The sequence below is a fragment of the Pelagibius litoralis genome (genome assembly GCF_011683915.1).
GTDB classification, from domain to species: domain Bacteria; phylum Pseudomonadota; class Alphaproteobacteria; order Kiloniellales; family Kiloniellaceae; genus Pelagibius; species Pelagibius litoralis.
The window spans coordinates 201,954-222,883 of sequence record NZ_JAAQPH010000009.1; the positions used below are offsets into that span (position 1 = coordinate 201,954).

The window sequence follows — 20,930 nt, forward strand, 5'->3', positions numbered from 1 at the left end:
ATGATTGCGGTCCGCTTATTCGGCCAGCACTGACCGGGCGCGCAGGACCGTATCCTCGATAGGCACGCCGACCGCCAGTTGCTCATTGAAGAAAAGCGCGAAGACCGCCTCGCCGAGCGGTGTCAGGCCGGGGCCGGTCTCGGTGTCGTTGCTGATCAGGCCGGTGAGTTCTGGCCCCAGGGTCACCCCACCCAGGGCCCAGACCGTCGCCAGGATGAGGGAGGCTTCGCGCGCCAGCGGCGGCTCGTCGTCGGCCAGCAACACCATGCCGCGCCGCCCGTCACCCTCAGCGAAAGAGAACATGAAAGGCAGGGTACCCAGCTCAAAGCGCGCCAGCATTCCCAGATCGAATTTCTCCGCAAAGGCGATCTCCGCCAGGGCGAGGCGCGGGCCGATGGCAATCACCAGATCGGCCGCCGGCGCCAAGCCGGCTGCCGCCTGGTCAGCCGACGGCGATGGTCCGGAATCGACCATCGAAATGGCCTGCCCCGTCGCCTGGGAGAATACCGCCATCACCCGTTCCAGGGAGGGCGTCAGCCTATCCGCACCGTCAGCCAGCAGGGCGATCCGCAGGCCGCCGCTACGCCGCCAGAAAGTATCCGCCGGCAGGCCGAAGAGCTGTTCGCGCATCTCGCCCCGATCCACCAGCTTTACAAAAGCGGCGTGCACCGCCGCCGGGTCGACCCGGGTATCGGCGCCGGCATCTGCAGTTTCGCCGCTTTGCGCAAAGCCGGCCCGGGGCAACGCAAAGACAACGGCAAGCAGCAGCGCAAAAAGGACCCTCATTCAGCGACCTCCAGCGGCACCTCGGCGCCGTCCTGCAGCAGCTTCCAGGTAATGCCGTCGTGCAGGGCGTTGAAAGAGGCATCGATGACGTTGGTCGAGACCCCGATGGTGGCCCAGCGCCGTCCTTGTGAATCGGCGCTTTCGATCATCACCCGGGTGACCGCACGGGTTCCGGCCTGGGGCGTGAGAATGCGCACCTTATAGTCGACGAGACGCATGTCTTTGAGTTGCGGATAGAGCGGCACGAGGGCTTTGCGCAGGGCGGTGTCCAGGGCATTCACCGGGCCGTTGCCGTCGGCGACCTCCATCTTGGCCTTGCCGGCAACTTCCAGGGTCACCGTCGCCTCCGATTCCGTCACCAGCTCACCGCGGGCATTCCAGCGCCGGTCGTCCATGATGCGAAAACGGGCAAGAGAAAAATAGTTCGGCACCTCGCCGCGCGCCCGGCGGGCCAGCAGCTCGAAAGACGCTTCGGCACCGTCGTAGGCAAAGCCTTCGAACTCCCGCGCCTTTACCTGCTCCACCAGCTTGTTGATCCCCGGATCGTCGGCGTCCAAGGCGATACCGATCTCGGCCAGGCGGGTCAGGATGTTGGAGCGGCCGGCCTGGTCGGAGACCACGATGTGACGCTGGTTGCCGACCACGGCCGGGTCGATATGCTCGTAGGTGCGCGGGTCCTTGGCGACGGCGGAGACATGCAGGCCGCCCTTGTGAGCGAAGGCCGACTCGCCGACGTAGGCGGAGTGGCGCAGCGGCTGCTGGTTCAGCCGCTCGTCCAACAGGCGCGACAGCGGCGTCAGGTGTTTCAGCGCCGCATCGTCGAGGCCGACGTCGTAGTCGGTCTTCAGCATCAGGGAAGCGATCAGCGAAATCAGATTGGCGTTGCCGCAGCGCTCACCCAGGCCGTTTATGGTGCCCTGGACCTGGCGCGCGCCGGCGCGGATCGCAGCGAGGGAATTGGCCACTGCGTTCTCTGTGTCGTTGTGACAATGGATGCCGACGTGACTGCCCGGGATCTTCTCGCAGACCGTGGCGACGATGCGCGCCACCTCGTCCGGCAGGGTGCCGCCGTTGGTGTCACAGAGCACGACCCAGCGGGCCCCCGCCTTGTGGGCCGCCTCCAGGCACTCCATGGCAAAGGCCGGGTTCGACTTGTAGCCATCGAAGAAGTGCTCGGCATCGAACATCACCTCGTCTTTGCGGGTCAGGGCATGAGCCACCGAGTCCGCGATCATGGCGACATTCTCGGAACGCTCGATCTCCAGGGCGACGTCGACATGGAAGTCCCAGGTCTTGCCGACCATGCAGATGGCATCGGCCGAGGTGTTCAGCAGGCCGGACAGGCCGGGGTCGTTCTCAGGGCTGCGGCCGGGCCGCCGGGTCATCCCGAAGGCGACGAAGCGGCTGTTCTCAAAATGGGGCGGATCGGCGAAGAAGGCATCGTCGGTGGGGTTGGCGCCGGGCCAGCCGCCCTCCACGTAATCCACGCCCAGGCGGTCCAGGGCCGTGGCGATGGCGAGCTTGTCCGACACCGAAAAATCGACCCCCTGGCTCTGCGCCCCGTCACGCAGAGTGGAATCGAAGAGATAGACCCGCTTGTCGTTAACCATGCCACTTTCCCGCCCGTTCGAGCGCGCTATTCACCACAGGCGGGACGTTACGTCAACTTGGGCCCCTGGTGGCCACTGGTACTGACACATCCTGACAGCATCGGTTGAGCGGCCAGTTGGGGTGGCGGGATCGGCTATGACGGCGCCACACCGTCCTTTGCCGCGACGCCATCGCGGGCGGTATCGCGGGCGAAGCTTTTGCCCTCTTCCACAAGCCAGTCGCGGAAGGCCGCAACCTTGGGCTTGCGGGCCGCCGCCTTGGTGCTGAGCACGAAATAGGCCATGGAGCCCTCGACCGAGCGGTCGAACAGCCGGACCAAGCGCCCGGCCCGCAGGTCGTCGTCCGCCAGGGTCGCCCAGGTGAGCGCCACCCCCTGGCCGTGGATTGCCGCCTGGATCAGCATATAGCTGTTGGGAAAGCTGGGCCCCTGGGCCGGATCGACCCCGGCCACGCCAAGGATTCCCAGCCAAACCTCCCAGTTCGCCATGGAGTTCACCTCCAGGCGCGTCGACTCGCTGTGCAGCAGGGTGTGATTCTCCAGGTCCCGGGGCCGGCGCAGCGGCAGCCCTTTGGTCAGCAGTTCCGGGCTGCAAACGGCAAAAACCGTCTCATGCATGATCGCCTTGGCATCGAGCCCCGGGAACGGCCCCTGCCCGAAACGGATCGCCATATCGATGGTGCCCGCTTCGGCCTCAACGTCGATGCGCTGGCCGCTCGGCCGGATGCGCACGTCGATCTCCGGGTAGAGCATGTTGAACCGGCCGAGACGCGGAATCAGCCACTTCACCGCCAGGGAGGGACTGGCAGAAACTGTCAGGATGCCACCCTCCTCCGGCTGCTGCAGTTCCTCCACCTTGTCGAAGAGGCGGCGGAAAACGGAATGGGCGGTTTCGGCCAGGGCTTCGCCCTTATCGGTCAAGGTCAGGCCCCGCGCGCCGCGGTGAAACAGCGCAAACCCAAGGTTGGCCTCAAGTTGCTTGATCTGCTGGCTGACGGCCCCCTGGGTGATATGGAGCTCGGCCGCCGCTTTGGTGAAACTGAGGTGCCGGGCGGCCACGTCAAAGGTGCGCAGCGCGGCCAGTGGCGGCGCGACCATAAGGGTTCTCCTGATCTATCGACTCATTAGGTTTGCTTATCCAACCCATTATGAATCGTCGTTTGTCGATCTCGTCCAAATACCCGATATTCCTGGGCAGAAGAGATTTGATCTGTCAAGCCCTCGACCCACCCAAGCCAATCAGGTGAACTAATGACGAGCTTTACAAAAGGGGTCTCACCCGGGGCCCCGGCAAGCCTACCCTATCTCCCGGGCCGTGCGCCCTATATCCAACCCGACCTCGGCCGGCCGGATGTCCGCTGGCGCCATGGCCGTGGCCTGCTGTCGCAAGCCCTGTTGGGCGGTTTTTTCCTGCTGGCAAGGCCGCTGATCGCCTGGCAGCAACGGCTGGAGACCCGCGAGCGGCTGCGCGATATGCCCGATTACCTGCTGCGGGACATCGGCCTGAAGCGCGAAAATCTGGAGTAGACCGCCGCAGCGCCGATGCTGCCCCGCCGATCCCCGGCACTTTTAAGTTTCCTTGCGCGTTTACCCTGCAAACTGCGGCGGCGGGCGGTTCCCCCCCGAGCCTTTGCCCGCCGCCGGTTTTTTTCCGACAAACCCCGATTTTTTGCTCGATAAACCGCCGCGCCGCTCAATCCTCGTTGTCAAAGGGCGAGGCTTCCTGCGGCCCCTTCAGCTTTTCTATCGCTTCGGCCACCATCGGCGCATCGGCAATGCCGTAGAAAGCCTCGATCTGATAGCTGCCGCCGGCAGAGCGCTTCCACCACGGCAGTTTCCGCTCAAGAAAGACAACAACGCCCCGCCCTGCCTCGGTGGCCATGGTCCTGGGTGCGTCGATCTCCCCGGGCAGGAAAACCCGGCTGCGGCGAAAGGGCCAGAGGGAGAGGATCATGATCCGCCGATCGGTCACCGCATAGACCATGCTGCGCGCCGAAATCTTGGCGATGTTGGGCGAGAAGATCAGCACCAGGCAATAAGCCGACGCAGCGATCAGGAAACCGAAGAGCAACGCATGCTGACCGCCGATCCGCCAATCCGGAACATAGCCATACCAGTGCAGTCCTGCGATCACCGCCAGGCCCAATACCCCGCGGATGACCTGGGGAACCTTGGTACGGGCAAAAGCCTCCGGGCTCGGCCGGTCGGCCCAGACCAGCGTTTCGCCGGGCTCCAGCGCCTGCCGCGCCGTCTCAAGTGGATCACCCGACAACTAATTTACCCCTACAGGTCACCACCGAAACAACCCCGCTGTCCCGGCCTGCCCTCTCCCCAAAACGAGTCAAAAAAACGCTCCTCCGTGCAAGATCTAAGCATGCACCACCATGACCGGAACCTTGGCGATGTGCAGCACCTTGCGGGAGACGGAGCCGAGCAGCAATTCGGCATATTCGCCCAGGCCACGGCTGCCGACCACGATGAGGTCGGCCCCGACGCGCCCGGCCTCGGCCAGGATCTCGTCCGCCGGATCGCCGCTTCCAATCCGCTGCTCGATCTTCACGTCACCGGGAACCTCCGCCAGAATCTGGGCCGAGGAGAGAATGCGCTCAAAGACCTCGCTGCGGCTGATGTCTTCCGAGTGGGCGAGTTCGGCCAGCGGCCCCTTCAGCGGCCTGTGTCCGTCCACCGCCAGCATGACCAGGGTCGCCCCATAGGTCTTGGCCATGTCGGCGGCACAACGCACCGCCTTGCTGGCGTGGCCGGAGCCATCGACGGCGACAAGAATGGTCTCGAACATTGTCCTTACTCCCTTGGCTGGCTCTACCCGGCTTTGGTGAAACATCCCGCAAACCCGCGGCAGGCATAGCTTAGCGGCCTTCGCCTCTTCGATCCAATCTTCAAAACCCGCCCTCGGATGCCAAAAGCAGGCGCCTTAAAAAAACCGCAAGGCAGAATGAACCTGAGCCCGCGCGTTAACGACCAAGAAATGACCGGAACGAGGGATGAAGCATGAGCGAAGCTATTTCGTCTGACGCCGCCCGACACCGGCGCGCGGCGAGAAACCGTCGCGCCGCCATCATCCTGGCTGCGATGCTGCTGCCGGCAGGCGGGGCCCTGGCCCAACCGGCCGGGCCGGCGGCTGAGATCGAGGCATCGGCCAGCGACAGCTTTTCCAAGCGTCTGAACGCCGCCGCCCTGGCCCGCACAAAAGTGCGTGTGACCTACGATCCCGCCTATCTGCGCATCGCCTATCCCGGCGGCGACGTGGCGGCGGACCGCGGCGTCTGTTCCGATGTGGTGATCCGCGCCTATCGCACCCTGGGGATCGACCTGCAGCAGTTGGTGCATGAGGACATGCGCAAAGCCTTCGACGCCTATCCCGCGCACTGGGGCCTGACACGCCCCGACAGCAACATCGATCACCGCCGGGTGCCGAACCTGGAAACCTTTCTGCGGCGCCAGGGGGCGGCTTTGCCGAAAAGCGAAAACGCGGATGACTACAAACCCGGTGACCTCGTCGCCTGGAACCTGCGCGGCCCTGGCGGTTTCCTGCCCCACATCGGTATCGTGACAGATCGGATCGCCCCGTCCGGACGGCCGAAGATCGTTCACAACATCGGTGCCGGGCCGCAGCTGGAAGACGTGCTGTTCTCCTGGCCGATGACCGGCCACTATCGCTACCAGCCCACGGAGTTCATGACCGGGGGTTCATGACGCACCACAGAAAGAACGCAATGATCGGTGAACCTTGCCGGCAATGATGACGACAGACTTGCGACGCAACACATAGAGGTTCTTCATGCCCAACAACATCTTCGGCCTCGCCGCGGCTTTCGCGCTGGCCATCGGTATCGCCGTCAGCGGCTGGTTCGTCGGCGACGGTTTCCTGCAGGGCCGCAAGGCGGACCGCTACGTCACCGTGAAGGGCGTCGCCGAGCAGGAGGTCAGAGCCGATCTGGCGGTCTGGGCCTTGCGCTTCGTCGCCACCGGCAACGACCTGGCAGCGGTGCAGCAGAAGATCGCCGCAGACAGCACAGTGGTGCGGGACTTTCTGATCAACAGCGGCTTCAAGACCGAAGAGATCGAGAATCGGGACCTTCAGGTTGTAGACCGCCTGGCGCAGCAGTATCGCCAAGGCGAGGTCGACAGCCGCTTCATCATCGCCCAGACCGTCGCCTTGCGGACAGCCGACGTGGACCGGGTCGCGGATACCTTCAAGCGCATCGGCGAGTTGGTCGCCACCGGGCTGGTCCTCTCCGACGAAAACCAATGGGCCGCCGGCCCGACTTACATCTTCACCGGGCTGAATGCGCTGAAGCCGGCGATGATCGCCGAGGCGACAAAGAACGCCCGGGCCGGCGCCGAGCAGTTCGCCGCCGATTCCGGCAGCGGCGTCGGCACCATCCGCCGCGCAAATCAGGGTGTTTTCCAGATCCTGCCGCGTGACAGCATCCCCGGCGCCCAGGAAGCCAAGCAGATCCACAAGACGGTCCGGGTGGTTTCAACCATCGAATTCAGCCTGCAGAACTAAACGTCAGTCCAGATAGTCCCAGGTATCGGCCCCATCGAAACGGCGCACCCGCAGATCGGCGATGTCCGCCGGCTCGGCCAGAGCGCAGTTGACCCCCATGCGCGCCTCGGGGCTGGGGTCCAGGTTTTCCCAATGCGTCGTGCAGCCGCAGGTCTTGCAGCTATGGAAGGCCAGGGTTTTGTCGCCCCAGATGTATCTGAGCGTGGCTCCCTCCGCGAAGTTCAGCGTGATCCGGCCGGTCTCGGCGTAGGCCCAGAGGGCACCGGCGCGCCGGCAAAAAGAGCAATTGCACCGCTTCAGCCAGTCCGGCCGATCCGGGTACACGAAACTGACGGCGCCGCAGTGGCAGGCTCCCTGGATCATGGGTTTCTCCCTTCGCGCTGCTTTACGCGTTTCAGCAGCAATACTCAACGACGGAGCGCGACTCCAGGGTTAACGGCACATTTTGGTTAATCGGAATGCCGCTTTTCCTGTGGAAAAAGCGGGCCAAGGCGCGTAAAACCGGCGATCCGAGACACCCTGTGGAAAAAGAGGTCTGCCATGGCCACGACCTGGACACCTGAGTCCTGGCGCAACAAGCCGATCCGCCAAGTGCCGGATTACGCCGACAAAGCCGCGCTGGAGCGCGTTGAACAGCAGCTTTCGGGCTATCCGCCCCTGGTTTTTGCTGGGGAAGCGCGGCGCCTGCGCCAACAACTCGGCGAAGTCGCCGAAGGCCGGGCCTTTCTTCTCCAGGGTGGCGATTGCGCGGAAAGCTTCGCTGAGTTCCACCCCAACAATATCCGCGACACCTTCCGTGTGATGCTGCAGATGGCCGTGGTGCTGACCTTCGGCGCCGGCTGCCCGATCGTGAAGGTTGGCCGCCTGGCCGGCCAGTTCGCCAAACCACGCTCAGCCCCGACCGAAGTCATCGACGGCGTCGAGCTGCCGAGCTACCGCGGCGACATCATCAACGGCATCGACTTCAACGAAGCTGAGCGCGAGCCGGACCCGGAGCGTCTGGTGCGCGCCTACAATCAGTCGGCGGCAACATTGAACCTGCTGCGTGCCTTTGCCCAGGGCGGTTTCGCCGACCTGCACAAGGTCCATCAATGGAACCTGGAGTTCGTTTCCGACGGGGCGCCGGCCCAGCGCTACGAGGAACTGGCCGGGCGCATCGACGAGGCCCTGGCCTTCATGCGCGCCTGCGGCATCGCGCCGGAAACCGTGCCGAAACTGCGCGAGACCGATTTCTACACCAGCCACGAGGCCTTGCTGCTGTGGTACGAGCAGGCGCTGACCCGTGTCGATAGCCTGACCGGCCAGTGGTACGACTGCTCGGCCCACATGGTCTGGATCGGCGATCGCACGCGCCACCCGGAGGAAGCGCATGTCGAGTTCATGCGCGGCATCCAGAACCCGATCGGCATGAAGTGCGGCCCGACCACGGACCCCGATGAGCTGATCCGCCTGATCGACATCCTGAACCCGGCTAATGAGGCCGGGCGCCTGACCCTGATCGCCCGCATGGGTCACGACAAGGTGGGCGACCATCTGCCGGCCCTGATCCGCGCGGTTCAGCGCGAGGGCAAGCAGGTCGTCTGGTCCTGCGATCCCATGCACGGCAACACCGTTAAATCGTCCAGCGGCTACAAGACCCGGCCTTTCGACCGCATCCTGGCCGAGGTGAAGAACTTCTTCGCCGTCCACCGCGCCGAGGGCAGCTATGCCGGCGGCGTTCATTTCGAGATGACCGGCCAGGACGTGACCGAGTGCATCGGCGGCGCCCAGGCGATCAGCGACGAGCGCCTTGGGGACCGCTATCACACCCACTGCGATCCGCGCCTCAACGCCAAACAGTCGCTGGAGCTGGCCTTCCTGATCTCCGAGGCCCTGAAGGACGAGCGCATAGCCCGCCAGAACGGCAACGGCCGGACCGGCAAGGTAGCGGCGGCTTTCTAGAGCAGCGCCATACGGCCAATGCTGTAGCGCAATATAACGGATGTCCTGCGCCTCCGGCATGTCATCTTTTTCAACCTGCCGAGTCGAGATTTACGGCTATATCGGCAACCTGCTAATCAACAAAGCATTGATAAACATCAGTAAATAACTCCGATCCGGATTCGACTTATCGGGCGGACCGGAGTTTTTCTGAAATTGTGCACTGCAACATTTTTTATTGACACGAACGGCGGAGCGCCCTAACTAGGAAGGCAACACCGCGCCATAACGCGAGCCGATAAAGAGCATCATTGGGTTGGAAACGTCCGTTTTGACGGAGTTTGACAATGTACCCAACACAGCAAAGCGAAGCCAACCGGGTTGACGCATCTGCTCCACAACCCGCCAATCGCTCAATTTCCCCAAATCGATCCGGCCAGCGGCATTTCTTCGCCGGCACGCCGCTGCCCGCCTGGCTCAATGATCTGCCGGACACCATGCTGCGCGCCTGGGAGCGCCGGCAGCTCCGCGAGGCCCTGACGCCGTGCAGCGACCGCGTGCTCGCGGACACCGGCTTCAGCCGGGAAAACCTGCCCGAGGAGATCGATGCCGTAGTTGCCGAGTTCCAGCGCTGGCGCGAGATCAAGCGCCAGGTCCGCCGCGAATTGGCGAGCTACAGTGACCGCGAACTCGATGACATCGGCATCAGCCGGGTCGATATTCCGCGCATCGCCCGCGAGCACCCGAGACCGGTGCTCGACCTGAACCGGCTCGGCATTATGGATGCCGGTGAGGTCCTGCGCGCCATCGCCAACGACAACGGCGGCCGCCGGCACAGACATAGGGCTCCCGAAAGCGCGGCATAGCGCCGTCGCCTGCCACGGCCGCCCCATCGCGCCTCGCGATGGAGCAGCCGGGTATGCAGTTGGTGGTTACTGGCGCCATCGGCACGTCCGGTCGCACGCTGCATGCATGGCAGCCCACCGCTCGGCGGTGCTGGTCCTGGGCTTCACGCTGGGCTAGGGTTCCTCAAACAAGCAATCGCTTGAAGGAATGGGTGATGCCAGAAGGTCCCAGCCGCAGCGAGATTCCTGAGTCGCCGACCAGGATCGATCGCTGGCCCATGGAAGAGGCGGATATCGCCGCCTGGACCGACGTTTACTTCAAACGCACCCGCAAGGCGGTGGAGCGCTTCGGCGACGCCACCGTCACCTATGCGGTCTTCATGCGCCGCCCGGTGATATCGGCGCCCTGCCTGGCAATCGACTGGCTGAAGCAGATCGCCAAGCAGCGCAACACCAGCTTCGAGATCGACCTGCGCTATCCCGAGGGCAAGTGGGTCGGCGCCGGTGAGCCGCTGTTCTACGTGACCGGACAGCTTTTGCATCTGGCGGATCTGGAAACCCTGCTGCTGCAGAAGCTGGGGCCCACCTGCGTTGCCGCCTACAACGCCTATACCATGTGCGCCGAGCTGCCCAAGGCGGCCTTCCTGGCAATGGATGCCCGGCACTGCGCCGGCGCGGAGATGGCCGAGGCCATGGCCTATGCCGCCTCGGTCGGCTCGCAGCGGGCCCGGCGCAAGGTCGGGGCCGTCGGCTTCATCGGCAACGCAACCGACGCCACAGCCCATTACTTCGACCAGGACCGCGGCATGGGCACCATGCCCCATGCCTTTATCGGCTATGCGGGCAGCACCCTGCGCGCTGCCGAGATGTACGACGAGACCTTCCCCGACGAGCCCATGACGGTGCTGGTCGACTACTTTGCCCGAGAGGTCACCGACGCCCTGACCTGCTGCCGCCGTTTTCCGGGCCGCGCCGCAGCCGGCAACCTCGCCGTGCGCATCGACACGCCCGGCGGCCGCTTCATCGAAGGCCTGGACCCGCCGGGGTCCTACGCCGTGGTGGAGCGCAACGTGCCCGGGGTGTTGCGCGGCTACCGCACCGACGACGAACTGCGCTACCTCGTCGGGCCCGGCGTCTCGGCGGCCGCCATCTGGCGCATGCGCGAGTGCCTGGACAAAGAGGGTTTCACCAAGGTGAAGATCGTCGCCTCGTCCGGCTTCAGCCCGGCCAAGTGCCGGCTGATGGCCGAGGCCAGGGCACCCATCGACGTGGTCGGCACCGGCTCCTACCTGCCCGGCAAGTGGTCGGAAACCTACGCCACCGCCGATATCGTCGAATACGATGGCGTTTCGCGGGTGAAGGTCGGCCGTGAGTTCCTGTTGCGAAAATAGGGCGCGTCGCCGATAAATCGGACAAGGCCCAGGGACCCGCCGGCGGCACCCCTTGAGCCTGCCCAAGTATCACCTAGTTGAAGGCCCATGGCAGCAGATACCCGCACCGCTGAAGTGATCGACAACTTCACCTTCCTGGACGACTGGGAGGACCGCTTTCGTTATCTGATCGATCTCGGCCGCAAGCTGCCCCCCATGGACGCGGCGCTGAAGACCGAGGAGACGAAGGTGCGCGGCTGCACCAGCCAGGTCTGGATCGTCGACACGGTCGCGCCCGGAAGCCCGCCGATCCTGCATTTCCAGGCCGACAGCGATGCCCACATCGTCAAGGGCCTGATCGCCGTTCTGCTGTCGATCTATGACGGCCGCAGCCCGGCGGAGATCCTGGCGGTCGATATCAAGTCCGCGATCGGCGAGCTGGGCTTTGCCGAGCATTTGAGCCCCAACCGGGCCAACGGGCTCTTCTCCATGGTCGAGCGCATTCGCCAGCTTGCCGCAAAAGAGGCGGCCGGCTGCGCGGAGACTTAGCGTAACCCTGTCCGCCCCCTTGCCGGGCTGCAGGTGCGGGAGTAATAAGCTTTCATGGCTGACCGTTTGAAAATCGCGCTGGCGCAGATCAACCCCACCATGGGCGATATCCAGGGCAACTTGGCACGCCTGCGTGCCGCCCGGGCAGAGGCCGCCGCCAAGGGCGCCGATCTGGTCGTCGCCTCGGAAATGGTGATCACCGGCTATCCGACGGAAGACCTGGTGCTGAAGCCGATGTTCCTCGATGCCGCCGAAGCGGCCATCGGAGAGCTGGCGAAAGACACCGCCGACGGCGGCCCCGGGATGATCGTCGGCGGCCCTTCCCGCCCGGACCCGGCGGCACAACCGCCGCTCTTCGGTAAGGTGTTAAACTCCGCCTATGTCCTGGACGGCGGTGAGATCGTCACCCTGCGCTCCAAGTACGACCTGCCCAACTACGGCGTCTTCGACGACAAGCGGGTTTTCGGAGCAGGGCCTCTGCCAGGGCCGGTGAACTATCGCGGCGTGCGCCTGGGGGTGATGGTCTGCGAGGACATGTGGACACCGGAAGTCAGCGAGTGCCTGGAAGAATCCGGCGCCGAGATCCTGGTGGTGATCAATGGCTCGCCCTACGAAATGAACAAGACCGAAGAACGCGTCCAACTGGCGGTCGGCCGGGTCAGCGAAACCGGCCTGCCGATCATCTATGTGAACCAGGTGGGCGGTCAGGACGAATTGGTCTTCGACGGCGCCTCCTTCGTCCTGAACGGCGACAACTCCATGCCGATTCATCTGCCCGCCTTCGTCGAAGCAGTGGCGGTGAGCGACTGGCGGCGCAGCGATGGCGCCTGGCACTGCGAAGAGGGTTTGCGCGAAGCGCCCGACAGCAGCCTGGACGGCGGACCAGAGGCCGGGATGGAACCGGTCTATCGCGCCTTGATGCTGGGTCTGCGCGACTATGTGAACAAAAACCGCTTTCCCGGCGTGATCCTGGGCCTCTCCGGCGGTATCGACTCAGCCCTCTCGGCGGCCATCGCGGTGGATGCCCTGGGCCCGGAGCGGGTGCACAGCGTGATGATGCCCTCGCCCTACACCAGCCAGGAGAGCCTGGACGACGCCGCCGAAGCAGCGACACTCATGGGAATCAAACTGGATCAGGTCTCCATCGAACCGGCGATGACGGCGTTCGGCGAGATGCTGACACCGATGCTGAACGGCTATGCCCCCTCGACCAATTCCGAGGACACCACGGAAGAGAACATCCAGGCGCGTTCGCGCGGCCTGACGCTGATGGCGATCTCCAACAAGCTGGGTTACATGGTGCTTTCCACCGGCAACAAATCGGAAGTGTCGGTCGGCTACGCCACGCTCTACGGCGACATGGTGGGCGGCTACAACGTCCTGAAAGACGTTTACAAGACCCTGGTCTTTTCCCTGTCGCGCTGGCGCAACCAGGTGCTGCCGCCCAGCGCCTTGGGGCCGGCGGGTCGGGTGATCCCGGAGCGTATCATCACCAAGCCGCCCTCGGCCGAGTTGAAGCCCGACCAGAAGGACGAAGACAGCCTGCCACCCTACGACGTGCTGGACGATATCCTGAAAGCGCTGATCGAGGACGAGGCGGGCATTGACAGCATCGTCGCAGGCGGTCACGACCGCGATCTGGTCAACCGGATCTGGCGCATGCTGGAGCTGGCGGAATACAAGCGCCGACAGGCCTGCCCCGGTGTGAAGATCACGCGCCGCGCCTTTGGCCGCGACCGCCGCTATCCCATCACCAACGCCTTCAAGGGACCGGCCTGAGCAGAAGGCCTGGCTACCTGCCAGCCCTCCTTTCTTCCTGGCTTTGGTCTAGAGCTTGCGCACTTCGACCAGGAAATCGCCGACGCGCTGCTTGAGCTGCCCCGATTGCTCGTTCAGTTCGCCGGCGGCGGAGAGAACCTGACCGGCGGCCTTGCCGATCTCCGCCGAGGCGGAGGAGACCCCGCTGATGTTGTTGGTCACCTCCTGGGTTGCCGACTGCTGTTCTTCGACCGCGGCTGAAATCGCCGTGGTCACCTCACTGATCTCATCGATCACCTTGCTGATGGTGCCGATGGCACCGACCGCCGAGTCCGTCGATCCCTGGATCGCGGAAACCTGGTTCCCGATGTCGTCGGTTGCCTTGGCGGTCTGATTGGCCAGGGCCTTCACCTCATTGGCCACCACCGCGAAACCTTTGCCCGCGTCACCGGCGCGCGCTGCTTCGATGGTGGCGTTCAAGGCCAGCAGGTTGGTCTGCTCGGCGATGTCCTGGATCAGACTGACGACATCACCGATTTTCTCGGCGCCCTGGGAAAGCCCGTTGACCAGTGTTGTCGAACGTTCCGCTTCGGTAACCGCCTGCGCGGCGATGTTCGCACACTGCGAGATCTGGCGGGAGATCTCCTGGGCCGAAGCGGTCAGTTCTTCCGCGGCGGTCGCCACGGAGTTGGCCTGGGCGTTGGTCTCGTCAGCCGTGCTGGAGAGCGGGCTGGCGCTTTCCTGCATCTGCAATGCCGCCGCCGAGACGGTTTCGACCACGGCACCGATATTGGTTTCGAAATCATCGGCAAGGCGCACGCGGTCGGTCGCGACCGACCAGGTCACCATCGGCCCGACATAGCTGCCGGACTGATCCGTAACCGCCGACACACGCAGATCCAGAATGTCGTCGCCGACCTCTATCTTCGCGTTGTGGGGCAACTGCGAAGGGTCGGCCAGGAGATTGCGCTGCGTCTGCGGATTTTTGTGGAAGACGTCGATGCAGGTCCCCTTCAATGCATCGACGGATACCGGCAGCGACGCCTGCAGCGGGCGCAGCGTATCCACGCTGGTCTTGTTCACATAGGTGATCTCCAGGCTGTCTTTATCGGCCAGCATCACATTGATCGGCATTTGATCCAGCATGCTGAGCAGAAGGGTTGCCTCTTTTTCCTTGCGAACCTGCTCTGTCACGATCTTCCATGACAGCATGGGTCCGATGTAGCGGCCTCCGCGCCCCACGATGGCCGTCACCAGCAGGTCGAGGGTTTCGTCCCCCACCTCGATCCGGGTTTCCCAGGGCAGATTCTCAGGATCGGACAACAGGCGCCGCTGGTGCGCCGGATCTTTATGAAAAATGTCCACGCACTGGCCGACGATCTCGTCAGCGGGGACCGGCAGTGCGTTCTCGATGGAATGAAGGGCCTCGATAGAGGCCTTGTTGGCATAGTTGATGGTGAAACTGGAAAGATCCATTGTCATCACCGGAACAGGGAGGCTGTCGATCATCTGCTGCAAAGTGCGGCGGTCGAAAGAGGCCTCGGAATTTCTCGTAAGCTGAAGTGCGGCGAGCATAACTACTTCCTTTCATAGTTGATATGGCTATCTATATTAATCAAGACATGTAATTATTCTTGATTATTAAGCCAAGGAAGATTAAAATCTGCCCGTCTTAAGTAAACAAATCACCTGTATGTACAATCTATTGATGTAGATCAATTCGTCTTGTTCGAGGCCCGGCGCCGTTACTTGCCCTTCCATCGGACACAGCGGGGGCGTGGGATCGCCGCGCAACCGACAGGCGGCTCTACCGCTCACATTCGGTCTTTGTTGGTTGGCGCTGCGGTGATAACAAGGCGCCATCAACAGCCCGACACCAACAACAAGCTGATTTGTCGATGAAAGTTCGCTTCGCCCCCAGCCCGACCGGCCTGCTGCACGTCGGCAATACCCGCCAGGCGCTGGTCAACTGGCTCTACACCCGTGCCAAGGGCGGGCGCTATCTGCTGCGCATCGACGATACCGATACGGAGCGCTCGACGCCTGAATTCGCGACGGCGATCGAACGGGATCTGACCTGGCTCGGCCTCACCTGGGACGAAAAGGCAGTGCAGTCCGAGCGTCTCGACCGCTATGCCGCCGCTGCGGAACGCCTGAAGCAGGCCGGCAGGCTCTATGCCTGCTACGAAACGCCGGAGGAACTGGGCCTGAAACGCAAGGTGGCACTGAGCGCAGGCCGGCCGCCGATCTACGACCGCGGCGCCCTGGCGCTCAGCGATCAGGAAAGATCAAACCTGGAGGCCGAGGGCCGCAAACCCCACTGGCGCTTCAAGCTGGAGCACAGCGAGATCGCCTGGCTCGACCGGGTGCGCGGGCCGGTCTCCTTCCAGGGCCAGAACCTCAGCGACCCGGTACTGATCCGCGAGGACGGGCGGCCGCTCTACACCCTGACCTCGGTGGTCGACGATATCGAGCTGGAAGTGACCGACATCCTGCGCGGCGAAGATCACGTCGCCAATACGGCGGTTCAGGTACAGCTCTTCGCCGCCCTCGGCGGAACCGTTCCCGCCTTCGGCCACCTCTCCCTCATCGCCGGCGCGGGCGGGGAGACCCTGTCCAAGCGCCTCGGCTCTCTCTCCCTTGCCTCCCTGCGCGAGGAGGGGCTGGAGGCGATGACGATCAATTGCTATCTCGCGCGGCTCGGCACCCCCGACCCGGTGGAGCCTCTGCAGAGCCTCGACGACCTGGTCCGGAGTTTCGATATCGCGCGCTTCGGCCGGGCGACGCCGAAGTTCAACGCCAAGGATCTGGAACACCTGAATGCCCGCCTGCTGCACGGCATGCCCTTTGCGGCAGTGGCGGAGCGCCTGCCCGCCGGCTTCGACGCCGCGCTCTGGGAGGCGGTGCGCCCCAACCTCACCCGCCTGGCGGAGGCCGAGACCTGGCAGATCATCTGCCGCGGGCCGGTGGCGCCGGTCATCGTCGATGCCGACTTCACCCGCCAGGCAGCCGAACTGCTGCCGGCCGAGCCCTGGGACGACACCACCTGGCAAGCCTGGACCGCGCGGGTGAAGGAGGCAACGGGACACAAAGGCAAGGCCCTCTTCCTGCCGCTGCGCCAGGCGCTCACCGGCCTCGACCACGGGCCGGAGTTGAAGGCCCTGCTGCCCCTCATCGGACGGGAACGGGCCGAGGCCCGGCTGGCGGGACGCGCCGCATGATCGCGCCGGATGCCCCAAAAGGCCCCCTTGACCCCAGCGCCCAGGGCCCTAAAGTCCCGGACATGACATACTCGGTCCTCTTTGGCGCGCTCTTCAGCGTCGGCGCGCGATGTTGCAATTGTCCGGCCTCCCCGGCCTGAGACAGCCCTTTTGCATGCGGCCAGCACTGGCCGGCCGCGCCCCAAGACGACCCGGATGAAACCTCATGAATTTGCAGCTTCACAACACGCTGACGCGCCGTAAGGAGCGTTTCGAGCCCCTCGATCCCGCAAACGTCCGCATGTATGTCTGCGGACCCACGGTCTACGACTACGCCCATATCGGCAACGCCCGGCCCGTGGTGGTTTTCGACGTGCTGTTCCGTCTGCTGCGCCATCTCTACAGCCCCGGGCACGTCACCTATGCGCGCAACATCACCGACGTCGAAGACAAGATCATCTCGGCCGCCAGGAAAAGCGGCGAGCCCATCGAGGCGGTGACCAAGCGCACGGCCCAGGCCTATCACGACGACATGGGCGCACTCGGCGCGCTGCCGCCCACGGTGGAGCCGCGTGCGACCGAGCACATCGGCCAGATGATCGCCATGACCGAGACCCTGATCGGCAAGGGCCACGCCTACGCCGCCGACGGTCACGTGCTGTTCTCGGTCGCCTCCATGGCCGACTACGGCAAGCTCTCACGCCACAATCGCGACGAGATCATCGCCGGCGCCCGGGTCGAGGTTGCGCCCTATAAAAAGGACGCCGCCGACTTCGTGCTGTGGAAGCCGAGCACGCGGGAGCAACCGGGCTGGGACAGCCCCTGGGGCCGCGGACGGCCGGGCTGGCACATCGAATGCTCGGCCATGGCCGAAGAGCATCTCGGCCAGACCTTCGACATCCACGGCGGCGGCCTGGACCTTGTGTTTCCGCACCACGAGAACGAGATCGCCCAGAGCCGCTGCGCCCACGGCAGCGACCTCATGGCCCGGGTCTGGATGCACAACGGCTATGTGGTGGTGAACGGCGAGAAGATGTCCAAGTCCCTGGGCAACTACTTCACGGTCCGGCAGTTGCTGGAAGAGGGCCTGCGCGGCGAAGCGATCCGCCTCGCCCTGTTGTCGGGCCACTACCGCGCGCCCCTCGACATCACCCGCGAGAAGGTCGCCGAGTGCAAAGGCCAGCTCGATCGTCTCTACGGCGCGCTGCGCGGTGTGGATGCCGAGGAAGCAGCCGAGCCACCGGCGGCCCTGCTCGCCGCCCTGGGCGACGATCTCAACACCCCGCTGGCGGTCGCCGAACTGCACGAACTGGCAACGGCGATCAACAAGTCACAGGACGAAGGCAAGCGCGAAGCGCTGGCCGGCGCGCTGCTGGCGGGCGGCGCCCTGCTCGGCCTGCTGCAGGACGATCCCGATGCCTGGTTCAAGGGCGAAGCCGCGGAGGGCGCACTCTCCGCCGCAGAAATCGAAACCATGATCGCGGCGCGCATCGAAGCACGCAAGGCCAAGAACTTCGCCGAGGCCGACCGCCTCCGCGACGACCTGCTGGCCCAGGGCATCACCCTGGAAGACGGCCCCGGCGGCACCACCTGGAAACGGGCGGATTAAGGAAAGGGCCCCCTCACCCTCCCGCTTACGCGGGCCCCTCCCTCTCCCACGAAGGGGAGAGGGGATTACAGCGCGCGCCTAACGGCAAACCCTCTCCCCTGGTGGGAGAGGGTTGCGCAGCCTTGGCGAGGCAATCAGCCGAGCTTAGGCGAAGCTGGGTGAGGGGGAAACGCCCCCTACTCCGCCGCCTTCGCCTCTTCTTCCAGCAGCGGTTCGCGCATGGTGACGAACTCCTTGACGGCCAGCGGCACTATCCCGGCGGCTTGGCGAGGCAGACGCCGGGGCCACCGCTGCTGTCGCCATCGATCAGAAGAACGCCCGCCGCTTCAAAGGTCAGGCGCAGCAACTGGGCATTGGCCCGCTTCAGGGTGCAGTGGCCGAGTTCGAAGTTACAAAGAGTGATGTAGTGGATGCCGGTGCGCTCGCCGAGGTCTTCCCGGCTCCATTGCAGCATGGCGCGCGCTGCGCGGCATTGTTTGCCAGTCATGATAGGACGGGTTGATTCCTCTTGACCCGCCTGGACACCGTTGCCGGGGCCGCGGTTGTTAGAGGAAAGCGAATCCGTGATAAGGGTAGCTTCAGCCATGACCTGACTCCGTAACAGTTGGGTTGCGGTCAGGCGCGGGCGGGTGTGCAACCACCCGTTCGCGCCGCTTCGGAAACCATTGCGAGTGCAACAGTCTTACACTATCAACGTAAGGCTATCCATCGAAAAGTCAATTTTAGTTTCGGATATTACAAATTAAAATGATAACGCCAACTCAATGCAAAGCCGCGCGGGCCCTAGCGGAGATGAAGCAAGTTGACTTGGCGGAAGCGGCCGGGATCTCGAACCAAACCATAGTGGATTTCGAGCGCGGCGCCCGCCAGCCACATCGCAACAACCTCGCCGCTTTGCAGTCAGCCCTGGAAGTTGCAGGGGTCGTTTTCATCGAAGCAGACGAGAGTGGTGGCGTTGGCGTACGCCTGAAGGACTAACGCAGCACCGCCCGCAAGGCCAAGAACTTCGCCGAGGCCGACCCTCCGCCACGACCTGCTGGCCCAGGGCATCACCCTGGAAGACGGCCCCGGCGGCACCACCTGGAAACGGGCGGACTAAGGAAAGGGCCCCCTCACCCTCCCGCTTACGCGGGCCCCTCCCTCTCCCACAGAGGGGAGAGGGGATTACAGCGCGCGCCTAACGGCAAACCCTCTCCCCTGGTGGGAGAGGGTTGCGCAGCCTTGGCGAGGCAATCAGCCGAGCTTAGGCGAAGCTGGGTGAGGGGGAAACGCCCCCTACTCCGCCGCCTTCGCTTCGGCCTCCGGCAGCGGCTCGCGCATGGTGACGAACTCTTCGGCGGCGGTGGGGTGGATGCCGACGGTGGCGTCGAAGTGCTGCTTGGTGGCGCCGGCCTTGATGGCAACGGCCAGGCCCTGCACGATCTCCGGCGCGTCGAGGCCGACCATGTGGATGCCCACCACCTTCTGCCCGGCACGCTCGACGATGAGCTTCATCATGGTCTTCTCGTCACGGCCCGAAAGGGTGTGCTTCATGGGCTTGAAGGTGGAGCGGTAGAGATCAACGGCGCCGTACTTTTCGCGCGCCTGCAGCTCGGTCAGGCCGACGGTGGAAACCGGCGGGTGGCTGAACACGGCGGAGGGCACGTCGGCGTGGTCCATGGCGCGCGGCGCGCCGCGGTAGACCGTATCGACGAAGGCCATGGCCTCCTGGATCGCCACCGGGGTCAGGTTGATGCGGTCGGTCACGTCGCCGACGGCGTAGATGTTTTCCGCCGTGGTGCGCGAATAGGCATCCACCTTGATGGCGCCGCGTTCGTTCAGTTCGACGCCCGCCGTCTCGAGCCCGAGGCTCTCGACATTGGGCTTGCGCCCCGTTGCGGCCATCAGCAGATCGGTCTCCAGGGTCGAACCGTCGGAGAGATGGAGCAACAGGTCCTTCTCGCGCTTTTCCACCCGGTCGATGATGGTCTCGACGATGATGTCGATGCCCTTTTTCACCATCTCCCCCGCCAGGGTGTTGCGCACATCGTCGTCGAAGCCGCGCAGGATCTGCGGGCCGCGGTACATCTGCGTCACCTTGCTGCCGAGGCCGTTGAAGATGCCGGCGAACTCCACCGCGATGTAGCCGCCCCCGGCGATCACCACGCGCTTGGGCAGGCCTTCCAGGTGAAAGGCTTCGTTGGAGGAGATGCCGTGCTCCCAGCCCGGCTCCATGGGAAAGGTCGGCGTGCCGCCGGTGGCGATGAGGATCGTCTCGGCGGAGAACACCTCCTCCCCGACCTCGACACGGTGGGCATCCAGCAGGCGGGCATGGCCCTGGTAGATCTCGACCCCCGCCGTATTCAGCAGCTTCTTGTAGATGCCCTCCAGCCGGTCGATTTCCTTGTCCTTGTTGGCGATCAGAGTCGCCCAGTCGAAGGTCGTCTCCGGCACCGTCCAGCCGAAGCCGGCGGCATCCTCGAAGTCCTCATGAAAATGGCTGGCGTAGGACAACAGCTTTTTGGGCACGCAGCCGCGAATCACACAGGTGCCGCCATAACGGTAGGATTCCGCTATGGCAACGCGCGCACCGGTTGCAGCCGCCATGCGCCCGCCCCGGACCCCGCCCGATCCGCCGCCAATAACGAAAAGGTCATAGTCGTACCCGGCCATCTTTTGTCCTCTAAAAAACGCCCGGAACCCGGGACTTGCTTGGTTGGCCCTCAATCTAGGCAGCAGCCTCCGGCCCCGCAAGGCTCAGCGGTTTCGAAAAA

Annotated in this window: 20 protein-coding genes; 11 read left to right on the forward strand and 9 right to left on the reverse strand. The window is 64.3% G+C overall.

The features are described from left to right. Nucleotides 1–15: 15 nt before the first annotated feature. From HBA54_RS13580 to gcvA, 3 genes are all read right to left on the reverse strand, one after another. A complete protein-coding gene (locus HBA54_RS13580; protein ID WP_167225403.1) occupies nt 16–786 on the reverse strand; it encodes a hypothetical protein in 771 nt (256 codons plus the stop codon). Beyond that, nucleotides 783–2,396, reverse strand: a complete 1,614-nt coding sequence (gene cimA / locus HBA54_RS13585) for a citramalate synthase (protein ID WP_167225405.1) — start codon at nt 2,394–2,396, stop codon at nt 783–785. The genes HBA54_RS13580 and cimA overlap by 4 nt, the downstream gene beginning before the upstream one ends. A gap of 134 nt (nt 2,397–2,530) precedes the next feature. Further along, entirely contained in the window at nt 2,531–3,493 is a 963-nt protein-coding gene (gene gcvA / locus HBA54_RS13590; protein ID WP_167225407.1) for a transcriptional regulator GcvA, read from the reverse strand. A gap of 153 nt (nt 3,494–3,646) precedes the next feature. Here gcvA and HBA54_RS28715 point away from each other — a divergent pair, with 153 nt between their 5' ends. Beyond that, nucleotides 3,647–3,922, forward strand: coding sequence for a DUF1127 domain-containing protein (locus tag HBA54_RS28715; protein ID WP_205944634.1), 276 nt, complete (start codon nt 3,647–3,649; stop codon nt 3,920–3,922). 166 nt (nt 3,923–4,088) lie between these two features. Here the strand turns inward: HBA54_RS28715 and HBA54_RS13600 are convergent, their stop codons facing one another. After that, nucleotides 4,089–4,667: a hypothetical protein gene (locus tag HBA54_RS13600; protein ID WP_167225410.1), complete on the reverse strand. Its 579-nt coding sequence runs from the start codon at nt 4,665–4,667 to the stop codon at nt 4,089–4,091. A 96-nt stretch (nt 4,668–4,763) separates the two neighbouring features. Continuing rightward, the gene (locus HBA54_RS13605) at nt 4,764–5,192 is read right to left on the reverse strand and encodes a universal stress protein (protein ID WP_205944635.1); all 429 of its coding nucleotides are present in this window, start codon (nt 5,190–5,192) and stop codon (nt 4,764–4,766) included. A 212-nt stretch (nt 5,193–5,404) separates the two neighbouring features. Here HBA54_RS13605 and HBA54_RS13610 point away from each other — a divergent pair, with 212 nt between their 5' ends. Continuing rightward, nucleotides 5,405–6,109, forward strand: coding sequence for a DUF1287 domain-containing protein (locus HBA54_RS13610; protein ID WP_205944636.1), 705 nt, complete (start codon nt 5,405–5,407; stop codon nt 6,107–6,109). An 85-nt stretch (nt 6,110–6,194) separates the two neighbouring features. Further along, nucleotides 6,195–6,926, forward strand: a complete 732-nt coding sequence (locus HBA54_RS13615; protein WP_167225414.1) for an SIMPL domain-containing protein — start codon at nt 6,195–6,197, stop codon at nt 6,924–6,926. A gap of 3 nt (nt 6,927–6,929) precedes the next feature. Here HBA54_RS13615 and HBA54_RS13620 read toward each other — a convergent pair whose 3' ends face one another. Then, nucleotides 6,930–7,289 (reverse strand): GFA family protein, encoded by a 360-nt coding sequence (locus HBA54_RS13620; protein WP_167225416.1) that lies wholly within the window; start codon nt 7,287–7,289, stop codon nt 6,930–6,932. A 177-nt stretch (nt 7,290–7,466) separates the two neighbouring features. On the opposite strand from HBA54_RS13620, the gene HBA54_RS13625 reads away from it, so the two are divergent. The 5 genes from HBA54_RS13625 to HBA54_RS13645 all read left to right on the forward strand — a co-directional run bounded on the left by HBA54_RS13625 (nt 7,467) and on the right by HBA54_RS13645 (nt 13,389). After that, complete coding sequence (locus HBA54_RS13625; protein ID WP_167225418.1) at nt 7,467–8,867, forward strand: class II 3-deoxy-7-phosphoheptulonate synthase; 1,401 nt, start codon at nt 7,467–7,469, stop codon at nt 8,865–8,867. 326 nt (nt 8,868–9,193) lie between these two features. Further along, nucleotides 9,194–9,712, forward strand: coding sequence for a DUF1127 domain-containing protein (locus HBA54_RS13630; protein ID WP_167225421.1), 519 nt, complete (start codon nt 9,194–9,196; stop codon nt 9,710–9,712). Between the two features lie 257 nt (nt 9,713–9,969). Then, on the forward strand, nt 9,970–11,082 hold the full coding sequence (locus tag HBA54_RS13635; RefSeq protein ID WP_167225491.1) for a nicotinate phosphoribosyltransferase: 1,113 nt from the start codon (nt 9,970–9,972) through the stop codon (nt 11,080–11,082). Between the two features lie 87 nt (nt 11,083–11,169). Continuing rightward, nucleotides 11,170–11,610 carry a SufE family protein gene (locus HBA54_RS13640; RefSeq protein ID WP_167225423.1) on the forward strand — a complete coding sequence of 147 codons (441 nt, stop codon included), beginning with the start codon at nt 11,170–11,172 and terminating at the stop codon, nt 11,608–11,610. Nucleotides 11,611–11,664: 54 nt separating this feature from the next. Next, complete coding sequence (locus HBA54_RS13645; RefSeq protein ID WP_167225426.1) at nt 11,665–13,389, forward strand: NAD+ synthase; 1,725 nt, start codon at nt 11,665–11,667, stop codon at nt 13,387–13,389. A gap of 48 nt (nt 13,390–13,437) precedes the next feature. Here the strand turns inward: HBA54_RS13645 and HBA54_RS13650 are convergent, their stop codons facing one another. Beyond that, nucleotides 13,438–14,943, reverse strand: a complete 1,506-nt coding sequence (locus HBA54_RS13650) for a methyl-accepting chemotaxis protein (RefSeq protein ID WP_167225428.1) — start codon at nt 14,941–14,943, stop codon at nt 13,438–13,440. A 323-nt stretch (nt 14,944–15,266) separates the two neighbouring features. Between HBA54_RS13650 and gltX the strand changes: the two genes are divergently transcribed. Continuing rightward, nucleotides 15,267–16,589, forward strand: coding sequence for a glutamate--tRNA ligase (gene gltX / locus HBA54_RS13655; protein WP_205944637.1), 1,323 nt, complete (start codon nt 15,267–15,269; stop codon nt 16,587–16,589). 205 nt (nt 16,590–16,794) lie between these two features. Then, on the forward strand, nt 16,795–18,177 hold the full coding sequence (gene cysS, locus HBA54_RS13660) for a cysteine--tRNA ligase (RefSeq protein WP_167225432.1): 1,383 nt from the start codon (nt 16,795–16,797) through the stop codon (nt 18,175–18,177). 250 nt (nt 18,178–18,427) lie between these two features. On the opposite strand, the gene HBA54_RS13665 is transcribed toward cysS, so the two are convergent. Further along, nucleotides 18,428–18,664, reverse strand: a complete 237-nt coding sequence (locus HBA54_RS13665; RefSeq protein ID WP_167225434.1) for a helix-turn-helix domain-containing protein — start codon at nt 18,662–18,664, stop codon at nt 18,428–18,430. A gap of 260 nt (nt 18,665–18,924) precedes the next feature. Here HBA54_RS13665 and HBA54_RS13670 point away from each other — a divergent pair, with 260 nt between their 5' ends. After that, nucleotides 18,925–19,155, forward strand: coding sequence for a helix-turn-helix transcriptional regulator (locus tag HBA54_RS13670; RefSeq protein WP_167225436.1), 231 nt, complete (start codon nt 18,925–18,927; stop codon nt 19,153–19,155). 297 nt (nt 19,156–19,452) lie between these two features. Here the strand turns inward: HBA54_RS13670 and gor are convergent, their stop codons facing one another. Beyond that, nucleotides 19,453–20,829 carry a glutathione-disulfide reductase gene (gene gor / locus HBA54_RS13675; RefSeq protein WP_167225438.1) on the reverse strand — a complete coding sequence of 459 codons (1,377 nt, stop codon included), beginning with the start codon at nt 20,827–20,829 and terminating at the stop codon, nt 19,453–19,455. Between the last annotated feature and the right edge of the window lie 101 nt (nt 20,830–20,930).